Genomic DNA, 14,719 nt, shown 5'->3' on the forward strand with positions numbered 1-14,719 from the left:
GACCCGGTGGGGGAGGGGTCACCCATGTCCGATCAACCGTCCGGGGCGAACAGCCGGCCGGAGAGGCCACCGTCGTCCGAGGACGCCGAGAAGGCCGCACCCGGAGCTGTGCCACCCGCGCCATCCGTGCCGGAGAGCGACGCACCCGGCCTGTCCGGACAGGAGAGGTCCGGACAGCAAGGGGCCGTACGGCAGGATTCCGCCGGGGTGGCATCGGTCCCGCCCCAGAACTACGGCCCGAACGTACCGTCGGTGCCCGCGTACCTTAAGGCGCCGCCGCCGGCCGACCCGTGGCAGCGCCGGGCACGGGCGCAGGGACAGCCGCCCGCCGCGCTGTCCCGGCTGCGGCCCTCGGCGCCGCCCTCGATCGGGGCCGCCACGCTCTGGTCCGTCCTCGCCACCGCCCTGCTCAGCGGCCTGCTGCTCGGTGACGGCCTGGGTCTGAACCTGCTCATCGTCGCGGTGCCCGCTGCCCTGGCGGCGTTCTTCGCCGCGCGGACGGCAGGCCGCAGACTCCGGCCCTGGACCGCTGTCTGGGCGGTCGGCGGCCTGGCACTCCTGGCCGTTCCGGCGCTCCGGGACGCGGGATGGCCGACGTTCCTCGCCGTGGTGTGCGCCCTTTCCCTCGGATCGCTCGCGCTCCACGGCAGCCGGAGCTGGCCGGGGGTGCTCCTCGGATCGCTGGGGCTGTTCCCGTCGGTCGTGCCCGGGCTGCGCTGGGGCTGGCGCGGTGTGCGCGACCGTGCGGACGACTCCCGGGGCCGGGTGCGGACCGCGGTGCGCACTTCCGCGGTGGCCCTCGTGCTGCTCGTCGTGTTCGGAGCGCTCTTCGCCAGTGCCGACGCCGCTTTCGCCGATCTCCTGGGCAGCCTCACGCCCGACGCGTCGATCGGTGACAGCCCCTGGCGTGTGTTCCTCTTCGTGCTCGGCCTGGCCGGCGCCCTTGCCGCCGCGTACAGCGCCGCCGCGCCGGTGCGCTGGGACGGCATCACCCTCCGTCCGGGGCCGGCCCGGAACCGGGTGGAGTGGGCTCTGCCGCTGATCGTGCTCAACCTCCTCTTCGCGGCGTTCATCGCCCTCCAGCTCGTCGTACTGCTCGGCGGCTACGACAAGGTGCTGGACGAGACGGGGCTCCTCCCCGCCGAGTACGCACGCCAGGGCTTCTGGCAGCTGCTCTGGGCCACGGTGCTGACCTTGCTCGTCATCGCACTCGCACTGCGCTGGGCACCTCGCTCCGGACCGCGCGACCGTACCCTGGTCCGGAGCGTCCTGGGCGTCCTGTGCGTGCTCACGCTCGTCGTCGTGGCCTCCGCGCTGCGCCGCATGGACCTGTACGTGGACGCCTTCGGCCTGACCAGGCTGCGGATCTCCGTGACCGCCGTGGAGCTCTGGCTCGGAGTCGTACTGGTCCTCATCCTCGCGGCGGGCGTATTCGGCGCGAAACTGCTGCCGCGCGCCGTCGCGGTGAGCGCCGCGGTCGGCGTACTCGCCTTCGGGCTGATCTCGCCCGACGGGATGATCGCGGAGCAGAGCATCGAGCGGCACGGCTCCGACAAGACGATCGACGTCCTGTACCTCCGCGATCTCTCCGCCGATGCCGTACCGGCGTTGAACAAGCTGCCGGAGCCGTATCGGTCCTGCGCCCTGGAGAGGATCCAGCGCAACCTGGAGACGTCGGACGCCCCTTGGTACGCCACCAGCTGGGGCGAAGACAGGGCCCGGGACATCCTGAAGGGGCACCTCGCGGAGGACCGCGGGAGCCTGTGCTACGGCCTCGGCGGCCAGGACGGCGAGCGGGAGGGGTACGAGGAGGAGGACTCCTACGACCCGAACTGATTCCGGATCCGCGGTTCCTGATGTCCGGACAGCACCGTGCGGGCCGTCCCCCGGAGATCCGGGAGGCGGCCCGCCGTCGTCTCCGGGGCGGTCCTACGCGCCGGGACCGGCCGCGGCGGACCTGCCGCTCAGCGCGTCCAGGTCGCTCTTGCGTACCCGGACCACCAGCGCCGCGGTCAGCAGGGCGAGCACCACCATGGCGACCGCCGCCGTGAAGGCCGTGGCGATGCCCTGGGTGAGCACCTCGTGCCCCCACGGGGCCGGCATCTCGTGCGTCCGGGCGAACCCGGCCTTCTGCTCGGGCGTCGCCTGCGCCAGGAAGGAGGGGAGCTGCTTCTCCGCCTCGTTGCGGCTGGCCGTGCCGAACACGGTGACCAGGATGGACAGGCCCAGAGAGCCGCCGACCTGCTGGCTGGCGTTGAGGAGGCCCGACGCGGCTCCGGCCTCGTGCTGGGCCACCCCGGAGACCGCAGTCAGGGTCAGCGTGACGAAGTTCAGCCCCATACCGAAGCCGAAGAGGAGCATCGGCCCGAGCACACCGCTCACATAGGAGCTGTCGGGCGAGATGAGCGTCTGCCAGAAGAGGCCGAGCCCGGTGATCGCCGACCCGACGACCATGAACGGTTTCGGCCCGAGCACCGGAAGCAGCCGCTGGGAGAGCCCGGCTCCCGTGATGATCGCGACCGTCACGGGAAGGAACGCCAGGCCGGACTCGATCGGGCTGTAGTCCAGCACGTTCTGGACGAACAGCACGATGAAGAAGAACATGCCGAACATGGCCGCGGCCAGACTGAGCATGATCAGGTAAGTACCCGCACGGTTCCGGTCCGCGAACATCCGCAGCGGGGTGATCGGTTCCTTGACGCGCGATTCGATGAGGACGAACGCCGCGAGGAGGACCACCGCGGCGCCGAAGGACGACAGCGTGAGCGCGTCGCTCCACCCTTCCTCGGAGGCGCGGATGAATCCGTACACCAGCGAGGCCATGCCGAGGGTGGAGGCCAGTGCCCCGGATATGTCGAAGCGGCCCGGATGCTTCTCGGACTCGGAGATGTACATCGGCGCCAGGACCGCGATCAGCACACCGATGGGCACGTTGACGAACAGGACCCAGCGCCAGTCGAGCCACTCTGTGAGCATGCCGCCGGTCAGCAGCCCGATCGCGCCGCCGCCCGCCGACACGGCGGCGAACACCCCGAACGCCCGGTTGCGTTCCGGCCCTTCGGGGAACGTCGTGGTGATCAGGGCGAGCGAGGTCGGCGACGCGATGGCGCCCCCGACGCCCTGCAACGCGCGGGCCACCAGCAGCTGCCAGGGCTCCTGGGCGAGTCCGCCCAGGAATGAGGCGACGGTGAAGACCAGGATCCCCGTCATGAAGACCCGGCGGCGGCCCAGGATGTCACCGGCCCTGCCGCCCAGCAGCAGCAGTCCGCCGAAGGTGAGCGTGTAGGCGCTCAGCACCCAGGAGAGGTCGGTCGTGGAGAAGCTGAGTGCGTCCTGGATGTGCGGGAGCGCGATGTTGACGATCGTGGCGTCGAGTACAACCATCAACTGACATGCGGCAATGACGGTGAGGGCTATCCCCGGACGCCCCTGCCGTCGTGCCGCACCGGGTTTGCCCTGTGTTTTTAACTGAGATGTTGTCACTATGGGTCCCCCCACAAGGAGTTAGTGAACGAAACCGTTCACTGTCGCGCCAACGGTAGTGAGTCCCCGTTAGTGAACGCAAGCGTTCACTGAAGTTGCTGCCGTCGGTGTGATGCGTTCGGGTGTGCGCGTCGTCGGTACCGGGTCCGCTCAGGCCCGCGACGGTGTGCGCCTCCCTGTCCGACGGAGAACTGCTGATGACTTCCTCGCGTCCCACGGCCGCCGCCCGGCCCGGGCCGGTGTCCCTGCGCCGCCGCGGTCCGGTGCTGGAGCGCGCCATCCTCGATGCCGCCCTCGAACAGCTGAGCACGGTGGGGTGGGGCGGGCTGACGATGGAGGGCGTCGCGGCCGGTGCCCGGACGGGCAAGGCCGCCGTCTACCGGCGATGGCCGTCGAAGGAGGACCTGGTCGCGGATGCGCTCCGGGCCGGGCTCCCGGCGCTCGAGGACGCTCCCGATCACGGCGGGATCCGTGAGGACCTCTACGACGTGTGCCGCAGGGTGCGGGACGCGATGCTGTCGGAGCCGGGTCTGGCGTTGCGATCCGTCCTTCACGAGTGCGATGTGAGAACGGCCGAGCGCTTCCAGACCGTGATCGTCGGCGGAATGATCGAACCCTCCATCGCGCTCTTCCGGGAGGTCATCAGCCGTGGTGTCGCACGGGGTGAGGTCCGGGCGGACGCCATGAGCGGGATGGTGTTCGATGTCATTCCCGCGATGATGATGTACCGCTCCAAGGTGTGCGGCAGTGAATGGCCGGACGACGAGATCGCGCAGATGATCGACCAGGTCATGGTGCCGCTCTTCCGCGCGTGAGGTCTGTGGCTCGGCGTGCGAGGCCCCCGGGTCCGTGTGTGAGGTCTGTGGTTCCGCGCGTGAGAGCCCGGGGCCGTGTGTGAGGCCTGTGGTCCGTGCGTGACAGCTCCCTTTCCGTGTGTGAGGCCCGCGGATTCGTGCGTGAGGCGTTCCCGGTGGACGATCCGGCGCACCGGTTCGCCGCGTTCAGTGCACGGCCGGACGCGGGTGGTCGCATCGACCGGTGCCCCGGGGTGTTCTTGGCGCGGCCATCGGCGTACCCTGGCAGGCGCCATGCCGTACGAACCACCCACGCACACCGTCGAGCGCTCACTGCGCGCTACCTCCGGTGCCAGGACCGTCGCCGGTGTCGATGAGGTCGGACGCGGAGCGTGGGCCGGCCCCGTCACCGTGTGCGCGGCCGTCACCGGGCTCCGTAGACCCCCGGAAGGCCTCACCGACTCCAAACTGATCAGTCCCAAGCGCCGTGCGGAACTCGCACCGCTGCTCGAGGACTGGGTCACGGCCTACGGGCTGGGGCACGCCTCACCGCTGGAGATCGACGACCTCGGGATGACAGCCGCACTCCGGCTCGCCGCGGTCAGGGCCCTCGGCGCGCTGCCCGTGCGGCCGGACGCCGTGATCCTCGACGGCAAGCACGACTACCTCGGCCCTCCCTGGAACGTCCGCACCGTGATCAAGGGTGACCAGTCCTGCATCGCCGTCGCCGCGGCCTCGGTGATCGCGAAGGTCCGCCGGGACGCGATGATGGCTGAACTGGGCGCGGATTCGGGGCAGTACACAGACTTCGCCTTCGGCGCGAACGCGGGATATCCGTCCCCGGTACACCGGGCCGCGCTGGAGGAGTGGGGACCCACACCTCACCATCGCCTCAGCTGGGCCTATCTCGACGCGCTGCCACGGTGGCAGCATCTGAAGAAGGTCCGTTTCTCCGCCGAGGCGGCCGCACTGGAAAGCGGGGGCCAGCTCGGCTTCGACTTCTGATCGCACAGGCGTACCCACCCGGCGTGCAGCGCCGGCGATTTTCGATGGACAACCAACCACTCATGCCTCATATCCCCGAGGAGTCTCAGATTCCCGAGAGCGCCCAGGGTCCCCGCGTCACTCCGGCCGCCGGCCGTACCGCGCCGACCCCCCGTCCCGTACCTGGTCCGCGTTCCGTGGCCACGCCGCGTCCCGGCCCCGCGCGGCCCGGGCCGCGTCCCACTCCCGTCCCTCCCACCGCGGCGCGTCCCGCCGGGCGCAGCAAGCAGCCGGAGAATCGTTCCTCGGCGCAGCTCCAGCTGATCCCGGCCTCGGCCGACGGTGCGCTCGCCGCCGCCGACGAGGCCGTCGACCTGCTGCTCGACTCGGGCCGCGCACCCGGCGACATCCTGGTCCTGACCACGGACGAGCAGCACCCCTGGGCCGCGCACGAACTCTCCTTCGGGGAGGCCGCGTACTGGGCCCAGCACGATGCCGGTGACGATGTCTTCTTCGCGCACGTGTCGAAGACCGACCGCTGCGCATCCCGTTCGGTGGTCGTCGTCGCTGTGAACGGCGACGTCGACGACAGTGCCACCCGCGCGCTCTCCGTCGCGCGTGAGCGCGCCGGTGCGCTGCTGATCTTCTGCGGAGACCCGCAGAAGATCAACTCCGTGTTCGGCGCCGACGTCTGAGCCGTAGTCCGGGCGCCGACGTCTGACGTCTGAGCTGTACGTCCGTGGGTCCTGGCCGTCCGAGAGGGCGCCCGGGACCCACGTCCCGTTTCAGCGGGCCGCAGTCCGCCGCAGAGCCTCCGCGGCCCCGCCACCGGTGCGCAGGGGAACCGGGTCGTGATCGGTGAAGGCGTCGGCCAGGGCGGACGGCTGGGACAGGGAACTGGGCCTGCGGCCGCCCCTGCCCTCGCCGAGGACCTGCCAGCCGCCCCGGGTCAGGGTGATGTACGCCCCGCAGCGAAGGCCGTGGAGTGTGCAGGCGTCCCGTAGCCCCCACATCCACGCCCCGTCCTCCTCGGTCCACCGCTCGTCCCCTTCGCGGCAGTACAGCAGGACGGCCGTGCGCACGGGGGTGCGGCGGCGCAGGTCGTGCGGCACGACCCGGCGCAGATGGGCCAGCAAGGAGTTGCGGAACTCCCAGCCGTCGGCGGCCACGGTGGTCCGCCGGGCGAACGAGGCGCTGGCCGTGAGCCGCTCCTCGTGGTCGAGGACGGCGACGACCGCCGTGGCCGGGGTGGGTCTGTGCCGTGCGTGGAGGCCGCTGACGACCTCACGCGGGCTGCGCAGCAGTGGTATGCCGGCTGCCGCCCACTCGGCCGGTTCGAGCATCCGGGCAAGGCTGTTGACGGATCCGGCGGATACCGGGGACGTCGACAGTGAAGTGGCTGCGGACGGAGCGAATCCGAAGGTCACGGTCCTCCCTTCGCTACGCGCCCACGGTGCGGGCAGGGTCGAGTGAGGGCGCGCCGCGGCACAGCCCTTCCGGGCCCGCGAAGGGACGGTGCGGGGAGCGATTCCAATTCTTCCTGTCGTATCGGCAGGCGGCAACGAGCAATTGGCGTGGCTGACGGATATCGGACGGAATGACACGGATATCCCTGCCCGTTCGGTACCGGGATGAAGCCAACATCACGCCTGAACCGCGAGGACCAGCGGAAACACCCCCTCGGCGCCCGCCCGGCGCAGGAGCCGCGTGGCGACAGCGAGCGTCCAGCCGGTGTCGGAGAGGTCGTCCACGAGCAGGACGGGACCGCCCGCCGACGCGAGCGCTTCGGCCAGTGCGGGCTCCACGACCAGAGCCTCGTGCAGGGCCCTCACCCGCTGGGCGCTGTTGGTCTGCGAGAAACGGAGATCCTCTGTCCCCGGTGCGTAGGAGACGGTCCCCAGCAGGGGCATCCGGCCCACCTCCGCGATACCGCTGCCCAGAGAGTGCACCAACTGCGGCCTGCGCCGGGAGGCAACCGTCACGACACCGACGGGCCGGGGCACCGCGTCCGGAGCCCGGGAGGCCCAACCTCCCGGTCCCTTCGCCCAGTCGGTGATGACCGTGACCACCGCGCTCGCCACGTCGTCGGGAACGGGGGTGTCCGGAGCCTCGGCCGCGAGCATCGGGCGGAGCCTGTTGCCCCAGCCGATGTCCGAGAGCCGGCCGAGCGCCCGGCCCGGGAACGCCAGCTCCCCCGCCGGGATACGGCCCTTGAGATCCACCCCCACCGCTGCCAGCCCGGTGGGCCACATCTTGCGGGGCTCCACGTCCACCCCGGGACGGCCGAGCTCTCCCCGTGCCCCGTCCAGCGCCGTGGTGGAGACCTTGTCGTCGAACCGCGCCCCCGCACAGTTGTCACAGCGTCCGCACGCCGTGGCCTCCTCGTCGTCCAGCTGGCGCCGGAGGAACTCCATGCGGCAACTCGTACCCGAGGCGTAGTCCCGCATGGCCTGTTGTTCGGCGGCCCGCTGCCGGGCGACCCAGGCATAGCGCTCGGCGTCGTAGACCCAGGGTTCGCCCGTGGAGATCCAGCCGCCCTTCACCCGCTTCACCGCGCCGTCGACGTCCAGCACCTTGAGCATCGTCTCCAGGCGGGTGCGCCGCAGGTCGACCAGCGGCTCCATAGCAGGCAGCGAGAGAGGTCTGCCCGCCTGGGCGAGGACATCCAGGGTGCGCCGCACCTGCTCCTCGGGAGGGAAGGCGACCGAGGCGAAGTACTGCCAGATGGCCTCGTCCTCCTTGCCGGGCAGCAGCAGGACTTCGGCGTGCTCGACCCCACGTCCCGCACGTCCGACCTGCTGGTAGTACGCGATGGGGGAGGACGGCGATCCCAGATGCACGACGAACCCGAGGTCGGGCTTGTCGAAACCCATACCCAGCGCGGACGTGGCCACCAGAGCCTTGACCTTGTTTGCCAGCAGATCGTCCTCGGCCTGCTGCCGGTCGGCGTTCTCGGTCCGGCCGGTGTACGACGTCACCGTGTGCCCGCACCGGCGCAGGTAGGAGGTGACCTCCTCGGCGGCCGCGACCGTGAGCGTGTAGATGATCCCGGAACCCGGGAGTTCGCCGAGGTGGTCGCCCAGCCAGGCCAGACGGTGTGCGGCGTTGGGCAGTTGGAGCACACCGAGGCTCAGGCTCTCCCGGTCCAGCGGGCCACGCAGGACCAGCGCGTCCGTGCCCGCGCCCGTGCCGAGCTGTTCCGCGACGTCCGCGGTGACTCGCGCGTTGGCCGTCGCGGTGGTGGCGAGCACCGGGACGCCGGAGGGGAGGTCCGCGAGCATGGTCCGCAGCCGTCGGTAGTCGGGCCGGAAGTCGTGCCCCCAGTCGGAGATGCAGTGGGCCTCGTCGACCACCAGCAGCCCGGTCGCGGCAGCGAGCTCCGGCAGGACCTGGTCGCGGAAATCGGGGTTGTTGAGGCGCTCCGGGCTGACGAGCAGCACATCCACTTCCCCCGCCGCCACCTCCGCCCGGACGGTGTCCCACTCCTCGGTGTTCGAGGAGTTGATGGTGCGGGCGCTGATGCCGGCCCTGGCGGCCGCGGCCACCTGGTTGCGCATCAGCGCGAGCAGGGGCGAGACGATCACGGTCGGGCCGCTGCCCTGTGCGCGCAGCAGTGAGGTCGCCACGAAATACACTGCGGACTTGCCCCACCCCGTCCGTTGTACGACCAGGGCCCTGCGCTTGTCGGCGACGAGCGCCTCGATGGCCCGCCACTGGTCCTCACGCAGCCGGGCGGCGCCGGTGGCGTCCCCGACGAGGCGGGCAAGTACGGAATCGGCCGAGGCTCTGAGCTCTGCGCGGTCTGGGTTGGTCATGCCCCCATGCAACCCGATGCCTGAGACAAACCGCGAACGACCGCCCGCCCCTGTGGATAACTTTATCCACAGGGGTCGCGGAAATCGGCGGCCCGCGGGACGGTCATGCCATGAACAAACACCACGAATCCACCGAACCGGCCGACGAGCAGCAGATCACCCTGCGCGGTCCCGCCGAGCTTGCCGACGCCCTCCCGTACCTGATGGGATTCCACCCGAACGACAGCGTGGTCATGGTGGCCCTCCACGGCGGCCGGGGGCGCTTCGGCGGGAGGCTCAGGCTGGGCATCCCGCAATCGCCGACCGAGTGGGCGCCGATCGCGGACCAGCTGGCGCAGTGTCTGATCTCGGGCAGTGAGAAGCGTGACTCACGCCCGGACGCGATCGTCGTCTTCGTCTGCCAGGACCCTGCCGAGGGCGAGAGCGGTCATGAAGCCATGGAGCGCTTGAGGCCCTTGGCGCAGCGCCTGCGCACGGCTTGCGGGGCGCTCGACGTTCCCGTGCTCGAGGCGCTCTGCATCTCGGACGGCCGTTACTGGTCCTACTGCTGCCCCGATGAGCGCTGCTGCCCGGTCGAGGGCAATCCGCTGGCGCTCCCGGGGACGACGGTGATGGCGGCGGCCGCCGCCTACGCGGGAATTCAGGTACGTGGATCGCTGCGGGACATGGAGACGCGCCTCATGCCGTGGGGTTTCCCTGCGGGCGCGGAACAGGAAAGGGCGCTGGACTCCGCAGGGGCCGTGATGGTGTCCAGGATCCTCGACCCGGACGGACGGAGCGAGGTCGCGGGGGAGACCCTGCGACTGGCACGTGAGCTCATGGAACGTCTCGGGCGGGCACCTGCGGCCGTACCCACCGACGCGGACACCCACGACGACCGTCTCATCGGCACGGACGAGGCCGCGGCCGTGATCCTCGGCCTTCAGGACCGGGGGACCAGGGACCGGGCCGCGGAGTGGATGGAGGGCCGTGAGGCGGAGACGGCCCTGCGGCTGTGGCGGGCGCTCGCCCGTCGCTGCGTCGGCCCGTACGTGGAGCACTCCGCCGCGCCACTGGCCCTGGCCGGCTGGGTCTCCTGGTCCACCGGTGACGAACCGGGCGCCAGGGTCGCGTTGGGGCTCGCGCTGCGGGCCGATCCCAACTACACGTTCGCCCAACTGCTGCACCAGGCGTGCAACGAAGGCCTGGACCCGGAAACACTGCGACGCTGCCTCCGCGGCGAGCGCAGCCTGCGGGCGGGGCGCGGCAGTGACGACGACAGTGGGAGTGGCAGCGACGGCAGGTGTGACGGACGCGGGGCCAGGCGGGCGGAGCGGCGGCCGGGGCCCACACGTACATCGGGCGCGAAGCGGAGGACGTCGACCAGGCCGACGCCCGGCACCGCCCGCGCCGGCTCTGCCGTGGCCCGACGCCGTTCCCGTGGTCCGCAACGCCAGGGGCAGGCGCAGGGAGGACGGGGACAAGCGCAGGCGCAGGGGCAGCGCGGCACCAGGAGCGGCCGCTGACCGACCGTCGGCCGGACGGGTTCCACCGGGCCGCACGGGGGCGGTCGCGGCGGAAGCCTTCGTCGGGTCGGAGGGCGGGGGACCAGCCTTTTGAAAGGAGGCGGACCAACATCGCGAACGGAGTGTTTATCGTCAGGAAGACGACTATGATTTCGGCATGCCGCCCTACGACCCGTCGACGTTCCCGCCGTTCGCAGTCACCGTCGACCTGGTTGTGCTCACGGTGCGCCGCCACGCGCTCTGCGCACTGGTGGTGCGCCGCGGTGAGTCGCCGTTCCAGGGCCGGTGGGCACTACCGGGCGGATTCGTCAGAACCGATGAGGATCTTGGTGCCGCGGCAGCGCGTGAGCTCGTCGAGGAGACCGGACTCTGCGCACACGATCCAGCCACTCCCGCCGTAGGGAATGGCGCCCACCTCGAGCAGTTGGCCACTTACGGAGACCCGGGGCGTGACCCGAGGATGAGGGTCGTCAGCGTCGCGCACCTCGCGCTGGCCCCCGATCTTCCCGCGCCTCGCGCGGGTGGTGACGCCAACAGCGCGCGGTGGGCCCCTGTCGAGGATCTCGTCGGCCCCGACGGCGGTTTCGGTCGCGACGGCGAACAGTCCGCCCCGTTGGCCTTCGACCACGCCAGGATTCTCGACGACGGGGTGGAGCGGGCTCGGTCCAAGATCGAATACTCCTCGCTGGCCACGGCGTTCTGCCCGCCGGAGTTCACGGTCGGCGAGCTGCGCCGGGTGTACGAAGCGGTGTGGGGTGTGGTTCTGGACCCCCGGAACTTCCACCGCAAGGTGACTGGCACGCCGGGCTTCCTCGTTCCGTCCGGCGGGACTACCACGCGGCAGGGGGGCCGTCCCGCGCAGCTGTTCCGGGCCGGTGCGGCCACCGTGCTCAATCCGCCGATGCTGCGCCCCGAGGTCTGAGCCCGAACGCTCGATGCGGGAGGTTCGAGGCCGGTCGTGCCGTACCCGACCCGACGCCCGGAGCCCGCGGGCGCGGGTGGAAGTCCGACAAGGCCTGGTGTTCCGTACGCGCGGACGTCTCCGAACACGGAACGCCCACCGGAACGCCCACTGGAACGATGTCGGACGCCACTGGAACAATGCTGCACCAAAAGTCTGAAATGTCGCGTTATCTTGCCTGGGTACCCCACCCTGCCGCTGAGCGGTCTCACCCTCCGCGAGAGAAGCGATGCTCCAGGCCATCGGACTCACCAGCACCCCCCGCCGCGACCTCCCCTCCGCCGTGGACGACCTGACCTTCGAAGCCCCTTCCGGCCGCGTCACCGTACTTCTCGGCGCTCCGGGCTCCGGCAAGACCACCGCCCTTCGTCTGATGCTCGAACTCGAATCCGGACGGGGCGTCACCTACTTCCGAGGCCGGCCCCTGCACCGCATCGGCCACCCCGCCCGCGAGGTGGGTGTGCTTCTCGGTGACGTACCCGGCCACCCCGCGCGCACCGCCCGCGGCCAGCTCCGGATGCTTTGCGCCGCTGCGGGGGTTCCCGCGTCACGAGCCGACGAACTGCTCGACGTCGTCGGTCTGGCGGGGCTCGGGGACCAGCGCATCGGCGCCCTCTCGGCCGGCATGGACCGTCGTCTCGGGATCGCGTCCGCGCTGCTCGGAGATCCGCACACGCTCGTTCTCGACGAGCCCGCCAAGGGCCTCTCTCCGCGGGAGAAGGGCTGGCTGCACGGCCTGCTGCGCGCGCATGCTGCCGAGGGCGGCACCGTCCTGCACACCACCAGCGACCCCAAGGAGGCCGCCCGCGCTGCCGACCGTGTGGTCACCATCGACGACGGACGCCTCGTCGCCGACCAGGACGTCGCCGACTTCTCCCGCACCCGTCTGCGGCCCAGGGTCGCCGTGCGGACACCGCACGCAGCCAGGCTGGCCGCCGTGGTCAGCCGTGAGGCGCGCGCGGCCAGGCGCTCCGTCGAAGTCGTCGCCGAGGACGGCAGTCGGCTGTCGGTGTACGGCAGTAGTTGCGCAGAGGTCGGGGACGCGGCGTACCGGCACGGCGTGCCCCTGCACCAACTCGCCGACGAGACCGGCGATACGGGTCCGGTCACGGTTCCCGGCGCAGGTCCGGCGAGAACGGTCGTACCGGGCCCCGCGTCGTCGGTGGCGGTCTCGGAGCTGCCTCCGCCGATTCCCGTCCGTCCAGCCCGCGGCCCGCTCCGGCCCGTGCGATACGAACTGCGCCGCCTGTTCGGCGTCAGGACGACCACCCTGATCATGGTGGCCGTCCTACTGGCATCGGCGGGCCTCTCCGTCCTCCTGGCCCGCTCGGGCCGCACGCCCCTGCCCGATCTCCTGGTCGCCTGGCCGGATCTGCTGCCTCTCCCGCCCGCGGCCTTCGGCGCCGGTCTGCTCGGCGCCCTCTCCTTCGGTGACGAGTTCCGCTACCCGGCGCTCGCCGCGGGGCGGGGGACGGTCCCGCGGCGCCTCGGGCTCCTGCTGGCCAAGCTGGGGGTGTCCGCCGTTGTCGCGCTGCTGCTTGCCCTGTTGTCCGTCCTGGCGGATGCCGAGGCGCTGCGCCTCGTCTACGGCGGTGACTTGGTCCACGTACCGGCCAACGCTCCGCAGCTGGCCGCCGGTTGGGCAGGTCTGTCGGTCGGATGTGCCTGGGCCGGGCTGCTGGCCGCCGGCGTCTTCCGTGTGACGGGCGCCGGGGTCGCCGCGGTGCTCGCCGTTCCCGTCCTGGTCGTTCCGCTGGTGCAGAAGCTGCTCGCGGGACCGTCCGTCCGTTCGATCGCGGGGCTCCCCGGCCGACTGCGTGAACTCGCCTGGCTGCAATGGCCGTACGAAACCGACCGGTGGGCCATGGCCGCGGTGAGGGTCGTGGCGCACCCCGTGGGGGTGGCGCTCTCCCTGTCGTTGTCCGCCCTGATCTGCGCGTATGCGTTCACCAGTCTTCGAGGGAGAGCCCGTTGGTGAGCGCGGTGCGCCGGTATGGCGGCCGAGCGCACGCAACTCTCCCGGAAACGTGCGATTTCTCCCTATAACGCGTCAATTGTGTGGCGGGTGCCGATCACCCTTTCGTGTGCTTTTCACCAAAGACCTCAAGGGCTGCGCGAGCCACGCCGACAAAGGATGCGTGAGTACCCTTGCGCACACCATGATGACCGCCGCCCGCTCCGCCGACTCCGGCCCGGGCGAACTCGACCGCTATCCCTACACGGAGGCGCCGGCCGGCGAGCGCGCCGCCCTCCGTTCCTGGGGCGGTTCCGATTCCGAACTGGGGCGGGCGAGCCGGCGCGGCACGGCCAGTCGCGGCCGTGGGCTTCACGGCCAACTGGTCCAGCAGCTCGGCCAGATGATCGTTTCCGGTGACCTCGGTGCCGACCGGCCGCTCGTTCCGGAGGAGATCGGCCAGCGATTCGAGGTCTCCCGCACCGTTGTGAGGGAGTCCTTGCGCGTCCTCGAAGCGAAGGGCCTGGTCAGCGCCCGGCCCAACGTGGGCACCCGGGTCCGGCCGGTCAGCGACTGGAACCTCCTGGACCCCGACATCATCGAATGGCGGGCCTTCGGTCCCCAGCGCGACGACCAGCGCCGCGAGCTGGCTCAGCTCCGTTGGACGATCGAGCCGCTGGCCGCCCGGCTGGCCGCCGGTCATGGGCGTGAGGACATTCAGCAGCGCCTCGGCGAGATGATCGAGATCATGGGCCACGCGATGGGGCACGGGGATGCCATCACGTTCTCCCGAGCGGACGCGGAGTTCCACTCCCTGCTCATCCAGGCGGCGGGCAACCGCATGCTGGAGCATCTGTCCGGCATCGTGTCCGCGGCTCTGCATGTTTCCGGTGGGCCCGTCACGGGATGCGACCGGCCCACGGAGGCGTCGCTCGGACACCACGCGCGGATCGTCGAGGCTCTGGCGTCCGGAGACTCTGCCGCCGCCGAGGCGGCGATGAGGCAGCTGCTCGTCGTCCACCTGGACGGGGAGCCCGTGGTTCCCGCGCCTCGCGAGCACTGAGCGCGACACGGCCGGGGCGTGCGGACCGTATGCCGCCGGACTCTCATAGTCCGGCGGCATAATTATACGTATATGTGAAGTCTGGTTCTGTTTGTCGCAAATGAGGTGTGACTGGGGCCACGCGGTTTGGGCGTAACACTCCTCGAAACAGTGCGATGAC

Annotated in this window: 11 protein-coding genes; 8 read left to right on the forward strand and 3 right to left on the reverse strand. The window is 70.9% G+C overall.

The genetic code is table 11. The features are described 5' to 3' along the window. The first annotated feature begins 24 nt into the window (after nt 1-24). Nucleotides 25-1,836, forward strand: coding sequence for a DUF4153 domain-containing protein (locus tag OG524_RS27340; RefSeq protein WP_405811829.1), 1,812 nt, complete (start codon nt 25-27; stop codon nt 1,834-1,836). 93 nt (nt 1,837-1,929) lie between these two features. Here the strand turns inward: OG524_RS27340 and OG524_RS27345 are convergent, their stop codons facing one another. Then, nucleotides 1,930-3,483: an MFS transporter gene (locus OG524_RS27345; protein ID WP_405811830.1), complete on the reverse strand. Its 1,554-nt coding sequence runs from the start codon at nt 3,481-3,483 to the stop codon at nt 1,930-1,932. 197 nt (nt 3,484-3,680) lie between these two features. On the opposite strand from OG524_RS27345, the gene OG524_RS27350 reads away from it, so the two are divergent. The 3 genes from OG524_RS27350 (at nt 3,681) to OG524_RS27360 (ending at nt 5,956) form a co-directional block, all read left to right on the forward strand. After that, on the forward strand, nt 3,681-4,298 hold the full coding sequence (locus OG524_RS27350; RefSeq protein ID WP_405388213.1) for a TetR/AcrR family transcriptional regulator: 618 nt from the start codon (nt 3,681-3,683) through the stop codon (nt 4,296-4,298). A gap of 273 nt (nt 4,299-4,571) precedes the next feature. Further along, nucleotides 4,572-5,282, forward strand: a complete 711-nt coding sequence (locus OG524_RS27355; protein WP_405388212.1) for a ribonuclease HII — start codon at nt 4,572-4,574, stop codon at nt 5,280-5,282. A 62-nt stretch (nt 5,283-5,344) separates the two neighbouring features. Continuing rightward, entirely contained in the window at nt 5,345-5,956 is a 612-nt protein-coding gene (locus OG524_RS27360) for a hypothetical protein (RefSeq protein WP_405811831.1), read from the forward strand. Between the two features lie 90 nt (nt 5,957-6,046). Here the strand turns inward: OG524_RS27360 and OG524_RS27365 are convergent, their stop codons facing one another. After that, entirely contained in the window at nt 6,047-6,688 is a 642-nt protein-coding gene (locus OG524_RS27365; RefSeq protein WP_405388210.1) for a hypothetical protein, read from the reverse strand. A 216-nt stretch (nt 6,689-6,904) separates the two neighbouring features. Beyond that, nucleotides 6,905-9,076, reverse strand: coding sequence for a RecQ family ATP-dependent DNA helicase (locus OG524_RS27370; RefSeq protein ID WP_405811832.1), 2,172 nt, complete (start codon nt 9,074-9,076; stop codon nt 6,905-6,907). Nucleotides 9,077-9,186: 110 nt separating this feature from the next. Between OG524_RS27370 and OG524_RS27375 the strand changes: the two genes are divergently transcribed. The 4 genes from OG524_RS27375 (at nt 9,187) to OG524_RS27390 (ending at nt 14,559) form a co-directional block, all read left to right on the forward strand. Then, nucleotides 9,187-10,581, forward strand: coding sequence for a DUF4192 domain-containing protein (locus OG524_RS27375; RefSeq protein WP_405811833.1), 1,395 nt, complete (start codon nt 9,187-9,189; stop codon nt 10,579-10,581). A 157-nt stretch (nt 10,582-10,738) separates the two neighbouring features. Continuing rightward, nucleotides 10,739-11,503, forward strand: coding sequence for an NUDIX domain-containing protein (locus OG524_RS27380; RefSeq protein WP_405388052.1), 765 nt, complete (start codon nt 10,739-10,741; stop codon nt 11,501-11,503). A 268-nt stretch (nt 11,504-11,771) separates the two neighbouring features. Then, on the forward strand, nt 11,772-13,520 hold the full coding sequence (locus tag OG524_RS27385) for an ATP-binding cassette domain-containing protein (RefSeq protein ID WP_405811834.1): 1,749 nt from the start codon (nt 11,772-11,774) through the stop codon (nt 13,518-13,520). Nucleotides 13,521-13,701: 181 nt separating this feature from the next. After that, nucleotides 13,702-14,559 carry a FadR/GntR family transcriptional regulator gene (locus tag OG524_RS27390; RefSeq protein ID WP_405393064.1) on the forward strand — a complete coding sequence of 286 codons (858 nt, stop codon included), beginning with the start codon at nt 13,702-13,704 and terminating at the stop codon, nt 14,557-14,559. Nucleotides 14,560-14,719 lie beyond the last annotated feature (160 nt).

This window comes from Streptomyces sp. NBC_01520, assembly GCF_045040375.1.
Taxonomy (GTDB): Bacteria; Actinomycetota; Actinomycetes; order Streptomycetales; family Streptomycetaceae; genus Streptomyces.